Raw genomic sequence first — 17,155 nt, 5'->3', positions numbered from 1 at the left:
CATCGAGGAGGAATGATGAACACCATGACCAGCGCAGCGCCCACACCCGCGGCCGTCGGACCACTCGACGTCGCCTTCGAGGCCGTGCTCGAGCGGAGCCCCGCCAAGGGCGGCTGGACCTACGTGATCTGGCCGGCATCGGCCGAGTTCTTCGGAACCCATGGGCTCGTGAAGGTGTCGGGCACCGTCGACGGCGCCCCATTCGACGGATCATTCATGGCACTCGGCGACGGCAGCCACAAGCTGGCGGTGACCGCGGCCGTGCGACGCGCCATCGGCAAAGAGGCCGGCGCGACGGTGCAGGTGCACCTCACGGAACGCCGCTTCTGAGGCGCCGACGCGGTTCGCTCCGTGCTCCGTGCTCCGTGCTGTTCTTTGACCGGCGCCGATATCGCCGTACGCAAAACGCTCAGCGTAAATCCCATGGGTTTTGAGACACCGAGGTTACGAGACACCCGTTGCAGGTTGTCCAGCGTTGAGGAAGCGGTCGGTGGTGTTTCGCAGTTGAGCTTGCGCGGCGGTGTCGTATGAAACAGAAGGCGTGGGGGTGTCGGTGTCGCGGACGAAGTATCGGCCGGTCACATTGTCGAGCGCGGGGTCGGTAGCCAGACGAAGGGTTGCTGCGGCGCCTTGTTCTGGAGTGAGCATCGACCGCCGGATGAGACCACCGAATGGGCGTAAGGCCTTGGGAACGAGGTCGTCGATGATCTCGGTTGCGACGATCCCGGGGTGCACCGCGTTCACTGTTATTCCGTCTGTAGTGAGGGTGCGTGCGAGGTGGTAACCGGCCATCACTGTCAGTAGCTTCGCCCGCGCATATGCGTGGAAGGGGATGAATCCCGTTGCGGGGTTGAGATGGGTAAGGTCGTCGAGGTCCCCAGTGTTCAGAGTCGCTGGACGAGGCCTGCCGACCAGTTTTACTTGTCGGGTGTCTCGGAGGGTGTCGGAAGCGAGGTTGACCACGCGCGCCCGCCCCCGGCGCAGCGCGTTGTGAAGAAGTGCGGTCAATCCGTAAGCAGCCAGATAGTCGATAGCGATGTGCATCTCGATTCCGTCTGGGGAGACGCGGTGGTCGCTGAAGTGGGCACCGGCGTTGTTGACCAGGACGTGTAATGCTTCGTGCCGAGCGAGGATCGCTTGGCTGGTGTGGATGATTCCGTCCCGCTGCGACAAGTTGCCAGCGAGTACCTCGAGACGACCAGGGCCTGCTTGCCCGGCAATCTGCGCATCGAGGGCGTCTGCTCGACGTGGGTCCCTGGCGATGGCAATCACGTGCGCGCCTTTTCGAGCTAGCTCCAGAGCGATGACCTGCCCCATGCCGCCGGTAGCACCGGTAACCACTGCGACCTTCCCCTCGAACGAGTACCGGCCGCTCATCGGTGGATCCTCGGGTATCCCCGGACGAACTGAGGTTCTTCGGCTTCTCGAACCAGGAACGCCGCGAGGTCGGCGCGGCCGATGGTGTGCCAAAGATGGATCGGAAGCTCCTCGCCCACCCGGTACTTGCCTGTCGCGGGGGTGTCCTTCAGCATCGGCGGACGAACGATCGTCCACTCCAGCTCGGACGACGTGATGAGCGATTCCATCGATTCCTTGTCTTTCATCTTCTCGCTCACCCCTGCCCATACCGCCATCGAATACAGCGACCGGTCGTGAGTTTCGAGCACCCCGTGAGCGCTCACTACGATCAGACGCGACACTCCCGCCTCGCTCATCGCCGGCCGCGTCGTGCTGATGGCGTCCGTGCACACCGTGGTCGGCCCGGTATCGGCTCCACCGAGGGTGCTGATCACCACGTCCACGCCAACGAGTCCCTGAGTCAGTGGGCCGCGATCGGACAGGTCAGCCCACACCACCTCCGTCAATCCGGCAGCTGGCTCGAACGAGTCTGCTCTCCGAACGAGCGCGACCACCTCGTGACCGTGCTCGAGTCCCGTGGCGACGACGTGCCGTCCAGTAGCGCCGGTAGCTCCGAGGACCGCTACCTTCAAACTCTGCGATACATTCTGTTTCATAACGGTGAGCATTGCTGAGCCTGACCTATAAGTCAAGTTGTCTCGTAGACTTGAGCCATGAGCACTGAGGCGGACCCCAGATTCCTGCGGAGCAAGGAGGCGATCCTGAACGCAGCACGTGAACTGCTAATGGCGAAGGGGCCGACCGCGGTGACCCACGCTCAGGTCGCCGAGCAAACCGGAATGGGACGCGCGACCGTCTACCGACATTGGCCGCGCAGCGTCGAGATGCTCGCGGAGGCCATGGCGACCGTTCCCATGCCCTTCTTCGACACTCCTGCGACCCCCACTCGGGAGTGGCTTCGCCTCGAGCTCATCGCGATCGCCCGCCAGCTGGAACAGGACGACGTACGCGTCGTCACCACCACGCTCGCCAGCACCGCTCTTTGGGACGACGGCATGGATGCCCGGCGTAGCCGATTCGCACACACGCTCGCCGAACGCCTCGCCGCCGCTCTCACGGACGCACAAACCCGCGGCGAGATCATCCTCGCCTCGGACCCGCTGTCCGCAGCCGCTCAGGCCATAGGCCCGATCTACTACCGCAGCACCATCGAGCACAGAGCCGTCCACGACGACATCATCGACGCCTCGATCACGAGCCTCGGCACGTGGCGGCAAGCAGGGGACGATCCTCGACCCGAGCGCAGTAACGGACACGCGGAACGTGCATAACCGACACCGCGTACGACGAAGCTCGACTGACCTGACAACCCGAGTATGCGGCGTAGCCGCCGCCGGAACATTCGTTCGATTACCGGTCGAACCGTCCTAGTATCGGACGAGCACGAGACAGACGCGCACGACCGAGGGGACGTTCCCACATGGCAGCCGACGCCGGAACGCAAGCCGGTTCGCAGACCCTGAGCCGCGGCATCCGCGTGCTCGAGATTCTCGCCGCCGCCGACCGGAACCTCACGATCGACGAGCTCGCCGGCGAACTCGGCGTGCACCGCTCGGTCGCCTACCGGCTGCTGCGCACCCTCGAGGATCACGGGCTCGTCACGCGCGACGCCGCCGGCCGACTCGCCCTCGGCACCGGACTCGCGGCACTCGCCTCGGGCGTGGCCCGCGACCTTCAGCACCTCGCACTGCCCGAGCTCAACGCCGTCGCCAACGAGCTCGGCATGACGTGCCTGCTCGCGGTGCTCGTCGACGCCGAGGAGGCGGTGACACTAGTGAGCGCCTCACCCCGCCAGTCCGTTGCAGTGGTGTCGTACCGGCCCGGCCACCGGCATCCGGTCACCCGCGGCGGCCCCGGCAAGGCGATCCTGCTCGGCCTGCCCGACAGTGCGTGGCCGTCGGACGTGCCCGACGGGCTTCGAGAGGAGATCGCCACCAGCCGCGTTCGCGGGTACGCGCTGAGTCATGACGAGGTCGTGCCGTCGCTCAGGTCGGTCGCCGTGCCGCTTGCGTTGCCGGGCCAGCCGCCGGCATCGATCGCGGTGATCCACGTCTCGTTCTCGCAACCTGAGGCCGAGATCGCTCGCCGCCTGCAGCTCGCCGCAGAGGCCGTCGCCCGAGCGTACGGCGCCTGACCGGCGCGTCAGCGCGCGAGCAGGATGCCTCGGAAGAACTCGGCCAACTCGTCGACGGCGGTCAGCGGCAGCACGTTCGCCACGTACTGGTCAGGCCTCACGACCACGACCGCACCGCCCCGGTCGATGCCGCGCAACTCGAAGATGTCGTGCTGCGGGTCGGTGGCGTAGACCTTCTCGTAGTCGATCAACTCGAACGGGCCGCTACGCGGCAGGAAGATCTGCGGCACCCGCCCGAGATCGACGTCCGTATGAGGCTGCTGGTAGACGACCTTCACATCGAAGACGCTGTCGATGTCAGCGCCGCCGGGCGTGAACGCCCGAACAGGTGAGTCGGATGCCTCGGCCAGCCAGTTCGCCCAGTCGGCGAGTGCCGTGCCGCGCAGGGCCGGCGCCGCGGCATCCGCGAACGCATAGATGCGCCAGCGCCCGTCGGCGCGGTGATGATGCCCGAGCTGCACGGGGTTGCCGTCGCAGACCCGCTCGACCGGCGCCGACTTGAAGCGCTTGCCGATCGGGAACCCGGTTGCGAGGCCCTGGTGGCCGGCCTCGCCGACGATCATCGAGGCCTCGTACTGCGTCATGAATCCCGCGGGGAACTCGAAGGTGCGCACGTAGAACTCCTCGAGCTCTGCCGGGTCGCCGAGGTCCTCGGGCTTCGTCGCCATCAGCTTCGACCACTCGCGATCGAACTCGATCAGGTTCTTCGCGACGACGTGGCGTTCGGCGTGGTAGGTCTCGAGCAGCGCCGGGTGGGCACGGCCGTCGAGCACATGGCCGAGCTTCCAGCCGATGTTCCAGCCGTCTTGAATCGAGACGTTCATGCCCTGGCCCGCCTTCGCACTGTGCGTGTGGCAGGCGTCGCCGGTGATGAACACGCGCGGCGCGCGGGTGCCCTGCTCGTCGAGGGGCACGTCGTCGAAGCGGTCGGTCACGCGGTGGCCGACTTCGTAGACCGAGTGCCACGGCACGTTCCGCACGTCGAGCCGGTAGGGGTGCAGGATGTCGTTCGCCTTCGCGATGATCTCGTCGAGCGTCGTCTGGCGCACCGCGCCGCGGGCGCCTTCGGAGACCTCTCCGAGATCGACGTACATGCGGAACAACTGACCGCCCTCACGCGGGATGAGCAGAATGTTCCCCACTTCGGACTGGATCGAGCACTTCGTGCGGATGTCGGGGAAATCGGTCACGGCGAGCGTGTCCATCACGCCCCAGGCGTGGAACGACTGCGCGCCGATGTGCTTGGCGCCGATCGATTCGCGCACGTGGCTGCGTGCGCCGTCAGCGCCGACGACGTACTTGGTGCGCAAGGTGCGGCGCTCGCCCGTGCGTGTGCCCTCCAGCGGGGCGGCGTGCGACGCGTCGCCGGCACCGCTTCCGACACCCGAGACCCGCTCGAGGGTGACCGTCACCGGGTGGTCGGGGAGGGTTCCGTGCGCGCTCGGCTGCGCGAAGTCGAGTCCGACGAACTCCCACCCGTAGTCCGGCGTGATGCGCCCAGGGGAGTTGTGCGCGTACTCGGCGAAGTAGTCGAGCACGCGCGCCTGGTTGACGATGAGGTGCGGGAACTCGCTGATGCCGGTCGGGTCGTCGGGGGTGACCGCGGCGCGGTGGATGTTCCGGGGGTGCTCGGGGTCGGGCTTCCAGAACGCCATCTCGGTGATGCGGTACGCCTCGGCGATGATGCGTTCGGCGAAGCCGAACGCCTGGAAGGTCTCGACGCTGCGCGCCTGGATGCCGTCGGCCTGGCCGATCGCGAGACGGCCGGGACGGCGTTCGACGATGCGTGTCACGACGTCGGGGAACTGGGCGAGCTGCGCCGCGGCGACGATACCGGCCGGGCCCGAGCCGACGATGAGCACATCTACCTCGTCGGGAAGCTCCTCGGGGCGATCGATGCCGACGCCGGCGGCGGGCTGCACCCGTGGGTCACCGGACACGTAGCCGTAGTGGTGGAACTGCACGGCTTCTCCTCACTGCGCTGTGGGTGTTCGATAATAGAACTTCTCATTCTGATATCGCGCACTCATCATAAGCCGATGTGCGGGCTCGGCGAACGTCGTCGTGCCGACCCAGGCTCGAGGGGTCAGCCCTTCTTCGGGCCGCCTTCGATGATCGGTGGCGGCCCATCAGGGTCGATGGCGCCGCCTTCGTTCACCCAGTCCGCGATCTCGGCGGCGTCTTCCTTCGTCACCGGCCGAGGGCGACGGAAGAGCGACTTCATCTTCTCCGTGAACTTCGACATGTCTCGGACTCTAGTCGCGCACCGCTGCGACCGGGCGCGTCTCCCTCGGCGGCAGCGCGGCCGCGAGTTCGCGGCGGGAACCGACGCCGAGTTTCGTGAACACCTTGCTCAGATGCCACTCGACGGTGCGCGGGCTGATGTAGAGCACCGATCCGATCTCGGGATTGGTCTGGCCCGCCCCGGCCAGACGTGCAATCTGGGCCTCCTGCGCGGTGAGCTCGGGCCCCGCGGCATCCGCATGCCTTCGTACCGTCTCGCCGGTGGCGACGAGATCTCGGGCCGCGCGCCCGGCGAACCCGTCGGCCCCCATCGTCGTGAACGCCTCGTGTGCGAGGCGCAATTGGGTGCGCCCGTCGGCGCGCTGGTTCGACCGCCGCAACCATTCGCCGTAGAGCAGCCGTGTGCGAGCGAGCTGCACCGCGAGTCCCGTGCGAGAGAACCGCTCGATCGCCTCGCGATAGTGGGCGTCGATCGTTCCTGATTCCCCTGTGCCGACGAGCGCGTCCGCGAGCGCCTGCGCACCTCGGGCCCAGTCGGTCGTCGCGACTGCGGTGCGCTCGGCGAGCCGATCTCGCGCTGCACGTGCCTCTTCGAGCTCGCCCGCATGAACCGCGGCCTCGACGAGTTCGGTGAGCGACCAGTTCAGCACTCCGAGGTCGGGATACTCGACGGCCTCGCGGGCCGCCTCGAACGCCGCGGCGTAGTGCCCCAACCCGTTGCAGAGCACCGCCCGCGCGTATAGAGCGCTGCCGACGAGACGGCCCTCGCCCCGCACCTCGGCAGCGGCCATGACAGCGTCGATGAGCTCGAGCGCCTCCGTTTCGCGCCCGCGGTACGCGGCGAGCGCAAGCGATCCCGACGGGCGCGGCGCGAGGCCACGTGCACGTTCGATCACGGCGGCCTCGGCGAGGGCGTCCTCCGCCTCGGCGAACCTCCCCGCGAACGAGAGGGTTCCCGCGGAGAAGGCCAGCGCGGTCGGCAACAGTGAGAGCGCACCGCTTGCCCGCGCGAACGACAACGCCCGATCCGACAGCTCGAACCACGCGGCGTCATCCCACACCTCATGCGCAGCCGGAGCGGCGAGCCAGAGCAGTGCAGGTTCCTGCTCGGCGGCGAGCACGTCGATCGCGCGACGCAGCTTCGGCGCGGCATCCGCCGGCCCGTCGAGCGCCCACGTCACGAGTCCTTCGAGCAGCAGGTCCGTCGGCCGGTCGCCGGAAACGACCGCGCGCGCGGCTTCGGCAGCACGCGGAAGGGCGTCGCCGCCGAGACGTCCGGCGTGGGCCGCGGCACCCACCGCGGTCAGGTACGTGCGACGAGCCGCCTCGGGATCGAGTTCTTCGAGCCTCACGGCCGCGGCGAGCAGCAACGAGCAGGCCTCGCGCCCGGGGTCGATCTCGAACGCGGCCTGCGCACGCATCCGTGCGGCGTCGGCCCGCTGGCCCGCGTCGAGCGGCGACAGTTCAGCGGTGGCGAGCATCCCTGGAACGAGCGTGGGCGCACCGGCATCCAGTCGCGCCTGCGCTGCAGCGAGCAATCGAGCGCCCCGCAGCGCCGGCTCGGGGGTGAGCTCGGCGGCGCGTTCGAGGAACGCAGCAGCGGCCGACCGCCCGCCGCGCGCGAGCGCGCGCATCGCCGAGCGTTCGAGCTCTGCCGCGACATCCTCGTCGGGCACGGCCGTCGCGTGCGCGCGGTGCCAGGCGCGGCGATCTCCGTCGACGTCAGGGTCGATCACCTCGGCGAGAGCCCGGTGCACAGCTCGCACGTCGTCGGGCCGCGCCGAGCGCCACGCCGCCGAGCGCACGAGCGGATGCCGGAACCGAACGCGCGTGCCGAGCTCGATGAGCCCTGCGGCCACCGCCGGTTCCGCGGATGCCGGTGCGATCGCCAGACGGTCGAGGGCGGCCCAGAGCAGGGTCACATCGCCGACCGGCTCGACGGCGGCGGTCAACAGCACTTGCCTGGCCTCCGGCGGCAATTCGGCGATCCGCCGAGCGAATCCATGCTCGAGCCGGTTCGTGAGCGACACCGTACTCCCGCCGCCGAACCCGAAGACGAGTTCGGCGGCGCTGAGTTCGCGCGGCAGTTCGATGAGGGCGAGCGGGTTCCCGCGCGCCTCGGCGATGATGCGGTCGCGCACCTGCGGTTCGGTGGGGCCGCTCAGCACGGAATCGAGCAGCGCCCGAGCGTCGGCGTCGTGGAGTCCGCCGATGCGGAGCTCCGGCAGGTCCACGAGGAGTGGCTGATCGACGACGGGCCGCTCCTCGTCTGGAGTCCTCACCCCGAAGACGAGTGCGACAGAATCGGCGTCGAGCCGCCGCGCGACGAACCCGAGCACGACCTCGGTCATGCGATCCACCCATTGCAGATCGTCGACGATGCAGACCACCGGATGGTGCGAGGCCGCCTCCGACATCAGCCCGAGCACCGCGAGGCCGACGATCAGCACTTGCGGCGGCGGGCCGGCGCTCAGGCCGAATGCGGTGGCGAGCGCATCGCGCTGCGGATCGGGCAGCGTGTCGATGCCCTTCATCAACGGAGCGCAGAGCTGCTGCAGGCCCGAGTACGCGATCTCCGACTCGAGTTCGACTCCCGAAGCCCGGATCACCTGCATGCCGGACGCGCGGGCGACCATGTACTCGAGCAACGCGGTCTTGCCCACGCCGGCCTCGCCCCGGAGCACGAGCACCTGACTCCTGCCATCGCGCACGTCACGCAGAAGGCGGTCGAGCACGCCGCTTTCGCGCTGCCTCCCGCGGAGGTCCGAATCTCTGATCCTGGTCACGTGAGCCTCCAGTCCGGAGGTTACACGAGCCGCGAACCACCCCCGGGTGTCCCCGGTTCATGCACCCGGGGGCCCGACCCGTGCATCACCCGGGCGTGAAGCCCGGGACTCCCGGATGAACATGATCACACGGCGCCGAACAGGTGCCCGATCACCGATCACGGAGGAACGACATGAACACGAACACGAACACGGGCGACGAATCACGAAGCCAGGAACCACGGAGCCAGGACGGCCGGGCACTCGAACTGAAGTTGGAGATCGTCGTGATCCCCGTCTCCGATGTGGACCGAGCGAAGACCTTCTACGAGGGGCTGGGCTTCCGAATCGACGCCGACGCCTCGACCGAGCGGGGGCTGCGCGTCGTGCAAGTCACCCCGCCCGGATCATCCGCCTCGGTGATCTTCGGCACCGGCCTGACGGATGCGGCTCCCGGCTCCACCCGCGGACTCCACCTGATCGTGACGGATGTCGCGGAGGCGCGCGCCGCCCTCGCCGACCGCGGGCTCGACATCACGGAGGTGTGGCACGACCGCGACACCGTCTTCCACTGGGCCGGGACGGCGAATCGGGTCAGCGGGCCCCACCCGCTCTACGACAGCTACGCATCGTTCGCCTCGTTCGCCGACCCCGACGGCAACGAGTGGGTGCTCCAGCAGATCGTCGAACGCCTGCCCGGGCGCTGAAGACAGCGGAGGAGAGAGAAATGAAGACCGGAATCGATCCCACGACGGAGCTGTTGCTCGACCTGCTCACGCGAGCCGCGACGGCACACGGCGTGCACGAGGAGCAAGATCTCGGCGGCGTGTACGACGAGCAATGGCCGCAGTGGTACGCGGAACACATGACTCTGGCCCTCGCCGAGGCCGGGTACCGCATCGCGCCGACCGGCGATGCGCCGACCGGCGCTTCGACAGAGAGGAGTGAACGATGAGCCTCATCGACCGGATCCTCGGCCGCAAGGTGGAACTCGACCCTGAGACCGAGCCGGCGGCCGAGTCGCCGGCGCCGGTGCCGGTTCCGGCTTCGGCTTCGGCTTCGCGCGAGGACCGCCAGGCCGTCGAGCGCTACGAGCGGATGCTCCGTACCGCACCGACCGCCGCGATCGAACGCGCACACGTCGAGGCGTTCGAGCGACTCACCCCGACGCAGCTCGACCTGCTGTTCGAGCGGTTCACCGCGGAGGCGGCAGCGGACGATCGACCGGCAGATGCCCGGCCGGCGAGCTTGGCGCGATCTGCGGCGCGAGTGGAGGCCCGCGAACCGGGCCGACTGGCACGGATCCTCGGTGCCGGTGCATCAGAGCACTGGATGCGCGCGTGGATGGACTCCATGATGATCGACGCCCTCACCGCCTCCGCCCTGACCGCGGCGTTGTGGAACCCCGGGGTCGGCATCGGGTACGTCGGTCCGTCGGCGTACCAGGACTTCGGTGAATGGGATGACTGGGAGTGATGAATCGGGCAGGAACGGAGAAGCGCGTGACGAGCCTCGCCGCCTAACCTGAGATCGATGCGGCGGTCCGCGCGGCGTCACCGACGAGATTCCCCGAAGGAGAAGACCACGATGGCCAAGACCGACGAGTCCGGAGGACTGAGCAAAGACGAACGCGACGCGGTCAAGCAGCGCGCGAAGGAACTCCGCGAGCAGGAGAAGGCCGGCAAGAACCGCGCGGCCGGCGAGAAGGCGGTCCGGGAGGCCATCGCCGAAATGGAACCTGAAGACAAGGTGCTCGCCGAAGGGCTCTACCGCGTCGTCTCCGAGGTCGCGCCAGACCTCGTACCCAAGACCTATTACGGCATGCCCGGTTTCGCGGACGCGGACGGCAAGATCGTCGTCTTCATCCAGGCGGCCAAGAAGTTCAAGACGCGCTACGCGACCATCGGGTTCCAAGACACTGCCAACCTCGACGACGGTGATATCTGGGGCGCCGCCTTCGCGGTCCGCAATTGGACTCCGGCCGTCGAGAAGAAGGTCACCGAACTCGTCCGGAAGGCCGTCAGCTGAAGGATGCCGCGAGCGCCGCGACATCCAGGTGACCGCGTTTTGACTGCGCCATCCCGATACACTCGGCCATGGCAAGTCGCAGCCGTCTCGGGGACTATCTCCGCGCGCGACGAGCGCGCGTGCGCCCCCAGGATGTCGGGATTCCGGTCGGCGACGAGCGGCGAAGGGTCGCCGGCTTGCGCCGTGAAGAGGTGGCGATCCTGGCCGGCATCAGCGCCGAGTACTACGTGCGTCTCGAGCAGGGCCGGGAGGCGCACCCGTCCGTCCAGGTTCTCGATGCGCTCTCGCGCGCGCTCCTGCTCGACGACGTCGCGAGCACCTATCTGCATGAACTCGCGCAGCGCCCCCTGCAGGAGCCGACGCACAGCGCGGACGTGGTGGGTGAGTGGGTGCAATGGCTCATCGATTCATGGCCGCTCACCGCAGCCGTCGTGCACAATCGCTACATCGACGTTCTCGCGAGCAACTCCCTCGCACGCGCGATCAGCGCCAACTATCGGGTCGGCGCGAACAATCTGCTGTCCCTCCTCACCGATCCCGCGGATCGAGCGCTGCATGAGGATTGGGACGCGCTGACCGCGCGCTCGATCGGCGTGCTCCGCTCGATGTTCGGCCAACGCGGTGATGACGAGCGACTGCACGCATTCGTCGCCGAACTGTCGACGCGCAGCGATCTCTTCCGCGAGGTCTGGGAACGCAACGACGTGGTGCGCGCGACCAACGGCATCCATGTGCTGCGGCATCCGGAAGTCGGCCGGCTCATCGTGCACTACGCACGATTGCCGGTGGCCGGCACCGACGGGCACACGATCTTCCTGTACCAGGCCGAGCCGGGCACTGCGACGGCGCGAGCGATGGCTGCGCTGGCCGCTCGGGGGTAGTAGCGGGGACAGGCAGTCCCGCGACGATCGGACTAGCGTCGCGGCCATGGACCTCGATCTGACCGACAAGGTCGCCGTCGTGACCGGCGCGAGCAAGGGAATCGGCATTGCGATCACGCAGGCGCTCGTCGCCGAAGGGGCACGAGTGATCGCGGGAGCCCGCACGATCACCGACGAGCTCGTCGCCCTCGCAGACAGCGGCCAAGTCATGGCCGTGCCGGTGGACCTCTCCACCGCAGGGGGACCGGCTGAACTCGTCGCCCGCTGCGAACACTTCGGGGGCCTCGACATCGTCGTCAACAATGTCGGAGCGGTCACGCCACGCACCGACGGCTTCCTCGCCGTCTCGGACGAAGACTGGCTGGGCACGCTCAACCTCACGCTCATGGCCGCGGTGCGAACCACCCGCGCCGCCATCCCGTACCTGCTCGACCGCGGCGCGGGCAACGTGGTCACGATCGCGTCGGTCAATGCGTTCCTACCCGATCCCGGGGTGATCGACTACTCGGCAACGAAGGCCGCCGTGTGGAACCTCTCCAAATCCCTCTCCAAGGAGTACGGCCCTCGCGGGCTGCGGTTCAACACCATCAGCCCCGGACCCGTCTCGACGCCGCTCTGGCTGGGAGAGAGCGGCGTCGCAGCGACCATCGCGAAGAGCCTCGGCGTCTCATCGAGCGAGGCGAGAGAGCGCATCATCGCGGAGGGCGGCGGGTTCTCGACCGGACGCTTCACCGAACCCGAAGAGGTGGCCGACCTCGTGCTCCTCCTCGCCAGCAATCGAGCGGGCAACGTCACCGGTGCCGACTTCCTCATCGACGGCGGGCTCAGCAAAGACCTCTAGCACTGACCAGACCAAGCTGGCTCCGACCAGACCGAGCCGGCTCCGACCAGACCAAGCACCCGAACCGCCGAACCCCCGAGAACAAGGAGTCTCATCATGTCGAAAACACCCGTCGTCTTCATCCACGGTCTCTGGATCCACTCCGCGGCCTGGGCGCCATGGTTGGAACTGTTCGCCGCAAACGGATACGAACCGAGCGCTCCGGGATGGCCGGGCGACGCAGACACCGTCGAAGCGACCCGCGCCAACGCCGACGACCTCGATGACGTCGGCATCGAGCAGATCTGCCACCACTACGCCGACTACATCGACACGCTCGAGTCGAAGCCGATCGTCATCGGGCACTCGTTCGGCGGACTCATCGCACAGGAACTGCTCGCGAACGATCTGGCGATCGCAGGAGTCGCCATCGACCCGGCTCCCATCAAGGGAGTGAAGACGCTGCCGTTCTCTCAGCTGCGCTCTGGATTCCCAGTGCTCGGCAATCCCGGGAACAAGCGACGCACGGTCTCGCTCACCGCGAAGCAGTTCCGCTACGGTTTCGGCAACGCGCTCACGGCCGATGAGTCCGACGCGCTCCACGAGGCATGGACGATTCCCGGCCCCGGTCGCCCGCTGTTCGAGGACGCGACGGCCAACTTCAGCCGCAACTCGCCCGCCGCCGTCGACACCCACACCGCCGTGCGCGGCCCGTTGCTCCTGGTCTCGGGCACCGAGGATCACACCGTTCCGAAAGCGGTGACTCTCGAGGTGCTCGGCATGTACGCCGACAACGCGTCGTCCACGACCGAGTATCGCGAATTCGAGGGCCGCGGGCACTCGCTCACGATCGACCAGGGCTGGCGGGATGTCGCGGACGTCACGCTCGAATGGCTCGCCTCGAAGCAGCTCGACGCAGGCGCCGCCGGCGCGTCCGACGAGCCGGCGGCGGCCGCGAGTGCGGAGTCATCGGCTCGCCAAGGAGGGTGACAAGGGGGAGATGACGATCGTGAGCGCCGTCTTCGACGGCTACTACGACTGACACGAACGCCGCCCGCCCCCTGTGGGGGAGCGGGCGGCGTTCGTTGTGCGGTGCGCGGGTCGTGCATTCTGCAGGTCGCGCTCGGCCCTCAGCTCAGCTTGCGCCGGTAGATGGCGACCGCGAACGCGTAGGCGACGGCGAGGATGCCGACGAGCCACGCGAGGGCGATCCAGATCTCGCTGCCGACGGGCTCTTGGGCGAACAGTGCCCGGATGGTGTTCACGATGGAGGTCACGGGCTGGTTCTCGGCGAACCAGGCCACGGGGCCGGGCATCGTGTCGGTGGGCACGAACGCCGAGCTGATGAACGGCAGGAAGATCAGCGGGTAGCTGAACGCGCTCGCACCGTCGACGGTCTTCGCCGAGAGCCCGGCGATCACGGCGAGCCAGGTCAGGGCGAGGGTGAACAGAACCAGGATGCCGACGACCGCGAGCCAGGCGCCCACGGATGCCCCGGTGCGGAACCCCATGATGAACGCGACGCCGATGACGATCGCGACCGAGATGAGGTTCGAGATCAGGGACGTGAGGACGTGCCCCCAGAGCACGCTGGACCTCGAGATCGGCATGGACTGGAAGCGTTCGAAGATGCCGCCCTGCATGTCGAGGAACAGCCGGTACGCGGTATACGCGATGCCCGACGCGACCGTGATCAGCAGGATGCCGGGGAGCATGTAGTTGATGTAGGACTCGTCGGACCCGGTGTTGATCGCGCCGCCGAGCACGTACACGAAGAGGAGCATCAACGCGATCGGAGTGACCGCGGTGGTGATGATCGTGTCTGGGCTGCGGAGGATGTGCGTCAGCGAGCGGCCGGTGAGCACCCGGGTGTCGCTGAGGACGTGGCTGGTCATCGTTGTTCCTTTCCTGCCGCGACTGCACCGTCGGTGCGGCCGTCGTCGGCGCTGTCGATCTCGCCGGTTTCGCCGACGAGTGCGAGGAACACGTCCTCGAGGGAGGGCTGCTTCTCGACGTACTCGACCTGGGCGGCCGGGAGGAGTTGCTTGAGTTCGGCGAGGGTGCCGTTCTGGATGATCGTGCCCTTGTGCAGGATCGCGATGCGGTCGGCGAGCTGCTCGGCCTCGTCGAGGTACTGCGTGGTCAGCAGCACGGTCGTGCCGCTCTTGGCGAGTTGCTTGATCGTCTGCCACACCTCGATGCGCGCCTGCGGATCGAGACCGGTGGTGGGCTCATCGAGGAAGATGATCGGCGGGTTGCCGATCAGGCTCATCGAGATGTCGAGCCGGCGGCGCATGCCACCCGAGTAGGTACCCGCCTTGCGGCCGGCGGCTTCCGTGAGAGAGAAGCGGGCGAGCAGCTCGTCGGCGATGCCACCCGGGTTCTTCATGTGACGAAGCTTCGCGATCAGCACGAGGTTCTCCCGGCCGGTGAGTACTTCGTCGATCGCGGCGAACTGGCCGGTCAGGCTGATCGACTCGCGCACGTCGCCGGCGTTCGTCGCGACATCGAAGCCGTATACCGTCGCGGTACCCGCATCGGCCTTCAAGAGCGTCGACAGGATGCGCACCAGGGTGGTCTTGCCCGCACCGTTGGAGCCGAGCAGCGCGAAGATGCTGCCCGCCTTCACGTCGAAGTCGACGCCCCGCAGCACGTGCAGGTCTTTGAATGATTTCTCGATGCCCTGCACCCGGATCGCGGGTGCCTGGACCTGTTGGGTGGTCATTTCTGCTCCTCTCGTTCGATGCTCTCGATCGTCCCCGTGAGGCGATTGCGCTCCTTGTCGACCCAGCGCTTGCCGACATAGGCCTCGCTGAATGCCTCGGCGAAGCCGACCGGATCGTCGCCGACGATCGCGCTGACGGGCGTCTCATCGGCGGCGGCACGTTCCCACAGATCGGCGAAGTCGCCGAGCATCGTCATCATGACCGTGGCGTCGCCGTCGGTGATGCCGCCGTTGTACATGAGGTACCGTTCGAAGGCATTCGCGGCCGTGAGGTACGGCTCCGGCAGGGCCGCGATGCGGGCCTTGTACTGCCGGTACTGCTTCTTCTGCTCCAGTGATCCCGTGAGGGTCTCGATCCATTTGCTCGCCATGGTCACTTCACTCCTTCTTCGTCTGCTTCGTGCTGCTGCGATTCGATGCGGTGGCGGAGCTGTTCGATACGTTCTGCGAGGAAGCTCCAGGTTCCCCAGAATTCTTCGAGGTACTCGCCGCCCAGTGCGTTGAGCGTGTAGACCTTGCGCGGCGGTCCCTTCTCCGACGGGACCTTCTCGACGTCGACGAAGCCTCGCTGCTCGATCCTGATCAGCAGGGCGTAGACGGTGCCCTCGACGATGTCGGAGAAGCCCTGTTCTCGCAGCCGGGTGGTGATCTCGGCACCGTGTGCCGGTTGTACCGTCAGGATCGCGAGAACGATGCCCTCGAGCGTGCCCTTGAGCATCTCGGTCATCTGCTTGCCCATGGAACCCCCCTCTCTCTACTCGGTGTTGGTGAGTACTAGTACTCGGTGATGATGACTACTGGTAGATAGTAACCATGAGTACCGGTAAATAGCAACACTAGGTAGCAAAAGAAGAGTCCGGTTCTTCCACCGGTTCCCAGCCTGAAGCCGCGGGGAGTCCGGATCAACGCTCGATCGGGATACGATCGTTGACCTGTGCGTTCACGTCGGAGGAAGAGCAATGGAGCTGCGGGACGTCGAGATCTTCCTCACCCTCGCCGACGAACTGCACTTCGGCCGCACCGCCGAGCGCCTGCACGTCTCGGTATCACGCGTGAGCCACGCGATCCGTTCGCAGGAGATCGCGATCGGTGCGCCGCTGTTCGCGCGCTCGAGCCGCCGCGTCGAGCTCACCCACGTGGGCGAGGTGCTCCGGGCGGGCTTGAAACCGGCCTACGACGGCATCCGACGCTCCATTGCGGATGCCACGACGGCCGCCCGGCAATCGGCCGAGACCTTGACGATCGGAGTCCAGGGAGCGCAGGCGCACGACCTCGAACCCGTGTTGGAGGCGTTCCGTGCGTCGCACCCGCTCGCCGATGTGCGGTATCGGGAGGTGTACTTCACCGACCCATTCGACTTGCTCCGCCGCGGTGAGGTCGATTTGGTGACCGCGTGGCTTCCGGTCGATGAGCCCGACCTCGCCGTGGCGTGCGTGCTGCGTGAAGAGCCGCTCAACCTGATGGTGTCGTCGCGGCATCCACTGGCCCGTCGCTCATCGATCGAGCTCGAAGCACTCGGCGACCTCGTCGTGCCCGATGTCGTGGGGCCTGCGGCATGGCTCTCGGCGGTCGTGCCCTTCACGACGCCGTCGGGCCGTGACGTCAGGCGTGCGCACCAGGTGTCAACGTTCCAGGAAGTCCTGGCGCTCGTCGCGGCAGGTGAGGTGGTCTGCCCGGTTCCCGACGAGGGGCGCCGCTACTACCCGCGACCCGGTGTCGCCTACGTGCCGTTCAGCGACGCGGACCCCGTGCGTTGGGCCCTCATCCGGCAGCGCGAACGAGTCACGCAGATCATGCGGGAGTTCGTCGACGCAACGCTGCGCAGTCAGCGACGGTTGACGAACCGGGCCGCGCCGATGATGACGGCCAGCGCCGCGCCGAGCGCGGACACCAACGGCACTGCGACCACGGCGAGGGCGATCGTATTGGGACGGAACTTCAGACCGTCGGGGCCGCCGATGTACGCCCCGATCGGCACCGAGTAGCCACCGCCACCGCCACCGCTTCCCTCGCCCCGTCCGGCCGGGGTCTTCTCGGATGCCGGCATGTCGCCGGAGCCCTCGCCCCCGCCGAAGCCGAAGGCCACGAGTGCGACCGGCACGAACTCCCGACCGTCGATCGTGGACTTCTCGCCGTATG

20 protein-coding genes are annotated in these 17,155 nt (G+C 67.5%); 11 read left to right on the top strand and 9 right to left on the bottom strand.

Features of this window, described 5'->3' with window-relative positions; all coding sequences use genetic code 11:
- Positions 1-15 precede the first annotated feature (15 nt).
- Positions 16-330 carry a DUF1905 domain-containing protein gene (locus AC1C2R_RS08640; RefSeq protein WP_495352069.1) on the top strand — a complete coding sequence of 105 codons (315 nt, stop codon included), beginning with the start codon at positions 16-18 and terminating at the stop codon, positions 328-330.
- A 114-nt stretch (positions 331-444) separates the two neighbouring features.
- Here AC1C2R_RS08640 and AC1C2R_RS08635 read toward each other — a convergent pair whose 3' ends face one another.
- A complete protein-coding gene (locus tag AC1C2R_RS08635) occupies positions 445-1,377 on the bottom strand; it encodes an SDR family NAD(P)-dependent oxidoreductase (protein ID WP_495379656.1) in 933 nt (310 codons plus the stop codon).
- A complete protein-coding gene (locus AC1C2R_RS08630) occupies positions 1,374-2,015 on the bottom strand; it encodes an NAD(P)-dependent oxidoreductase (RefSeq protein WP_495379655.1) in 642 nt (213 codons plus the stop codon). The genes AC1C2R_RS08635 and AC1C2R_RS08630 overlap by 4 nt, the downstream gene beginning before the upstream one ends.
- 57 nt (positions 2,016-2,072) lie before the next feature.
- On the opposite strand from AC1C2R_RS08630, the gene AC1C2R_RS08625 reads away from it, so the two are divergent.
- On the top strand, positions 2,073-2,690 hold the full coding sequence (locus tag AC1C2R_RS08625; protein WP_495352067.1) for a TetR/AcrR family transcriptional regulator: 618 nt from the start codon (positions 2,073-2,075) through the stop codon (positions 2,688-2,690).
- Positions 2,691-2,839: 149 nt separating this feature from the next.
- On the top strand, positions 2,840-3,553 hold the full coding sequence (locus AC1C2R_RS08620) for an IclR family transcriptional regulator (RefSeq protein ID WP_495379654.1): 714 nt from the start codon (positions 2,840-2,842) through the stop codon (positions 3,551-3,553).
- A gap of 8 nt (positions 3,554-3,561) precedes the next feature.
- Here AC1C2R_RS08620 and AC1C2R_RS08615 read toward each other — a convergent pair whose 3' ends face one another.
- From AC1C2R_RS08615 to AC1C2R_RS08605, 3 genes are all read right to left on the bottom strand, one after another.
- Positions 3,562-5,517: an FAD-binding monooxygenase gene (locus AC1C2R_RS08615; RefSeq protein ID WP_495379653.1), complete on the bottom strand. Its 1,956-nt coding sequence runs from the start codon at positions 5,515-5,517 to the stop codon at positions 3,562-3,564.
- A 122-nt stretch (positions 5,518-5,639) separates the two neighbouring features.
- Entirely contained in the window at positions 5,640-5,798 is a 159-nt protein-coding gene (locus tag AC1C2R_RS08610) for a hypothetical protein (RefSeq protein ID WP_495352064.1), read from the bottom strand.
- Positions 5,799-5,808: 10 nt separating this feature from the next.
- Positions 5,809-8,583 carry an AAA family ATPase gene (locus AC1C2R_RS08605; RefSeq protein WP_495379652.1) on the bottom strand — a complete coding sequence of 925 codons (2,775 nt, stop codon included), beginning with the start codon at positions 8,581-8,583 and terminating at the stop codon, positions 5,809-5,811.
- A gap of 173 nt (positions 8,584-8,756) precedes the next feature.
- On the opposite strand from AC1C2R_RS08605, the gene AC1C2R_RS08600 reads away from it, so the two are divergent.
- From AC1C2R_RS08600 to AC1C2R_RS08570, 7 genes are all read left to right on the top strand, one after another.
- Complete coding sequence (locus AC1C2R_RS08600) at positions 8,757-9,269, top strand: VOC family protein (protein WP_495379651.1); 513 nt, start codon at positions 8,757-8,759, stop codon at positions 9,267-9,269.
- Between the two features lie 20 nt (positions 9,270-9,289).
- Entirely contained in the window at positions 9,290-9,517 is a 228-nt protein-coding gene (locus tag AC1C2R_RS08595) for a hypothetical protein (protein ID WP_495379650.1), read from the top strand.
- A complete protein-coding gene (locus tag AC1C2R_RS08590) occupies positions 9,514-10,038 on the top strand; it encodes a hypothetical protein (RefSeq protein WP_495379649.1) in 525 nt (174 codons plus the stop codon). Before AC1C2R_RS08595 ends, AC1C2R_RS08590 begins: the two co-directional genes overlap by 4 nt.
- A 111-nt stretch (positions 10,039-10,149) precedes the next feature.
- Positions 10,150-10,590 carry an iron chaperone gene (locus AC1C2R_RS08585; RefSeq protein WP_495352059.1) on the top strand — a complete coding sequence of 147 codons (441 nt, stop codon included), beginning with the start codon at positions 10,150-10,152 and terminating at the stop codon, positions 10,588-10,590.
- 68 nt (positions 10,591-10,658) lie between these two features.
- Positions 10,659-11,471, top strand: coding sequence for a helix-turn-helix domain-containing protein (locus AC1C2R_RS08580; protein ID WP_495379648.1), 813 nt, complete (start codon positions 10,659-10,661; stop codon positions 11,469-11,471).
- A gap of 46 nt (positions 11,472-11,517) precedes the next feature.
- Complete coding sequence (locus AC1C2R_RS08575) at positions 11,518-12,312, top strand: oxidoreductase (protein ID WP_495379647.1); 795 nt, start codon at positions 11,518-11,520, stop codon at positions 12,310-12,312.
- Between the two features lie 96 nt (positions 12,313-12,408).
- Positions 12,409-13,281 carry an alpha/beta hydrolase gene (locus AC1C2R_RS08570; RefSeq protein WP_495379646.1) on the top strand — a complete coding sequence of 291 codons (873 nt, stop codon included), beginning with the start codon at positions 12,409-12,411 and terminating at the stop codon, positions 13,279-13,281.
- A gap of 140 nt (positions 13,282-13,421) precedes the next feature.
- Here the strand turns inward: AC1C2R_RS08570 and AC1C2R_RS08565 are convergent, their stop codons facing one another.
- The 4 genes from AC1C2R_RS08565 to AC1C2R_RS08550 are packed head-to-tail and all read right to left on the bottom strand — an operon-like array spanning position 13,422 to position 15,755.
- Positions 13,422-14,186 carry an ABC transporter permease gene (locus AC1C2R_RS08565; RefSeq protein WP_495352055.1) on the bottom strand — a complete coding sequence of 255 codons (765 nt, stop codon included), beginning with the start codon at positions 14,184-14,186 and terminating at the stop codon, positions 13,422-13,424.
- A complete protein-coding gene (locus tag AC1C2R_RS08560) occupies positions 14,183-15,016 on the bottom strand; it encodes an ABC transporter ATP-binding protein (protein WP_495352054.1) in 834 nt (277 codons plus the stop codon). The genes AC1C2R_RS08565 and AC1C2R_RS08560 overlap by 4 nt, the downstream gene beginning before the upstream one ends.
- Positions 15,013-15,387, bottom strand: coding sequence for a DUF1048 domain-containing protein (locus tag AC1C2R_RS08555; protein WP_495352053.1), 375 nt, complete (start codon positions 15,385-15,387; stop codon positions 15,013-15,015). Before AC1C2R_RS08555 ends, AC1C2R_RS08560 begins: the two co-directional genes overlap by 4 nt.
- Before the next feature lie 2 nt (positions 15,388-15,389).
- Positions 15,390-15,755, bottom strand: coding sequence for a PadR family transcriptional regulator (locus tag AC1C2R_RS08550; RefSeq protein WP_495352052.1), 366 nt, complete (start codon positions 15,753-15,755; stop codon positions 15,390-15,392).
- 220 nt (positions 15,756-15,975) lie between these two features.
- Between AC1C2R_RS08550 and AC1C2R_RS08545 the strand changes: the two genes are divergently transcribed.
- Positions 15,976-17,001, top strand: a complete 1,026-nt coding sequence (locus AC1C2R_RS08545) for a LysR family transcriptional regulator (protein ID WP_495379645.1) — start codon at positions 15,976-15,978, stop codon at positions 16,999-17,001.
- The last annotated feature ends 154 nt before the right edge of the window (positions 17,002-17,155 follow it).

This window comes from Agromyces sp. Y182, assembly GCF_059445385.1.
Note: the sequence above shows the minus strand (reverse complement) of the source record. Positions and strands in the feature narration are given on the sequence as shown.

Coding starts and splice junctions, on each gene's coding strand:
- AC1C2R_RS08640 (WP_495352069.1), top strand. CDS start 16: ATGAACACCATGACCAGCGCAGCGCCCACACCCGCGGCCGTCGGACCA.
- AC1C2R_RS08635 (WP_495379656.1), bottom strand. CDS start 1,377: ATGAGCGGCCGGTACTCGTTCGAGGGGAAGGTCGCAGTGGTTACCGGT.
- AC1C2R_RS08630 (WP_495379655.1), bottom strand. CDS start 2,015: ATGAAACAGAATGTATCGCAGAGTTTGAAGGTAGCGGTCCTCGGAGCT.
- AC1C2R_RS08625 (WP_495352067.1), top strand. CDS start 2,073: ATGAGCACTGAGGCGGACCCCAGATTCCTGCGGAGCAAGGAGGCGATC.
- AC1C2R_RS08620 (WP_495379654.1), top strand. CDS start 2,840: ATGGCAGCCGACGCCGGAACGCAAGCCGGTTCGCAGACCCTGAGCCGC.
- AC1C2R_RS08610 (WP_495352064.1), bottom strand. CDS start 5,798: ATGTCGAAGTTCACGGAGAAGATGAAGTCGCTCTTCCGTCGCCCTCGG.
- AC1C2R_RS08600 (WP_495379651.1), top strand. CDS start 8,757: ATGAACACGAACACGAACACGGGCGACGAATCACGAAGCCAGGAACCA.
- AC1C2R_RS08595 (WP_495379650.1), top strand. CDS start 9,290: ATGAAGACCGGAATCGATCCCACGACGGAGCTGTTGCTCGACCTGCTC.
- AC1C2R_RS08590 (WP_495379649.1), top strand. CDS start 9,514: ATGAGCCTCATCGACCGGATCCTCGGCCGCAAGGTGGAACTCGACCCT.
- AC1C2R_RS08585 (WP_495352059.1), top strand. CDS start 10,150: ATGGCCAAGACCGACGAGTCCGGAGGACTGAGCAAAGACGAACGCGAC.
- AC1C2R_RS08580 (WP_495379648.1), top strand. CDS start 10,659: ATGGCAAGTCGCAGCCGTCTCGGGGACTATCTCCGCGCGCGACGAGCG.
- AC1C2R_RS08575 (WP_495379647.1), top strand. CDS start 11,518: ATGGACCTCGATCTGACCGACAAGGTCGCCGTCGTGACCGGCGCGAGC.
- AC1C2R_RS08570 (WP_495379646.1), top strand. CDS start 12,409: ATGTCGAAAACACCCGTCGTCTTCATCCACGGTCTCTGGATCCACTCC.
- AC1C2R_RS08565 (WP_495352055.1), bottom strand. CDS start 14,186: ATGACCAGCCACGTCCTCAGCGACACCCGGGTGCTCACCGGCCGCTCG.
- AC1C2R_RS08560 (WP_495352054.1), bottom strand. CDS start 15,016: ATGACCACCCAACAGGTCCAGGCACCCGCGATCCGGGTGCAGGGCATC.
- AC1C2R_RS08555 (WP_495352053.1), bottom strand. CDS start 15,387: ATGGCGAGCAAATGGATCGAGACCCTCACGGGATCACTGGAGCAGAAG.
- AC1C2R_RS08550 (WP_495352052.1), bottom strand. CDS start 15,755: ATGGGCAAGCAGATGACCGAGATGCTCAAGGGCACGCTCGAGGGCATC.
- AC1C2R_RS08545 (WP_495379645.1), top strand. CDS start 15,976: ATGGAGCTGCGGGACGTCGAGATCTTCCTCACCCTCGCCGACGAACTG.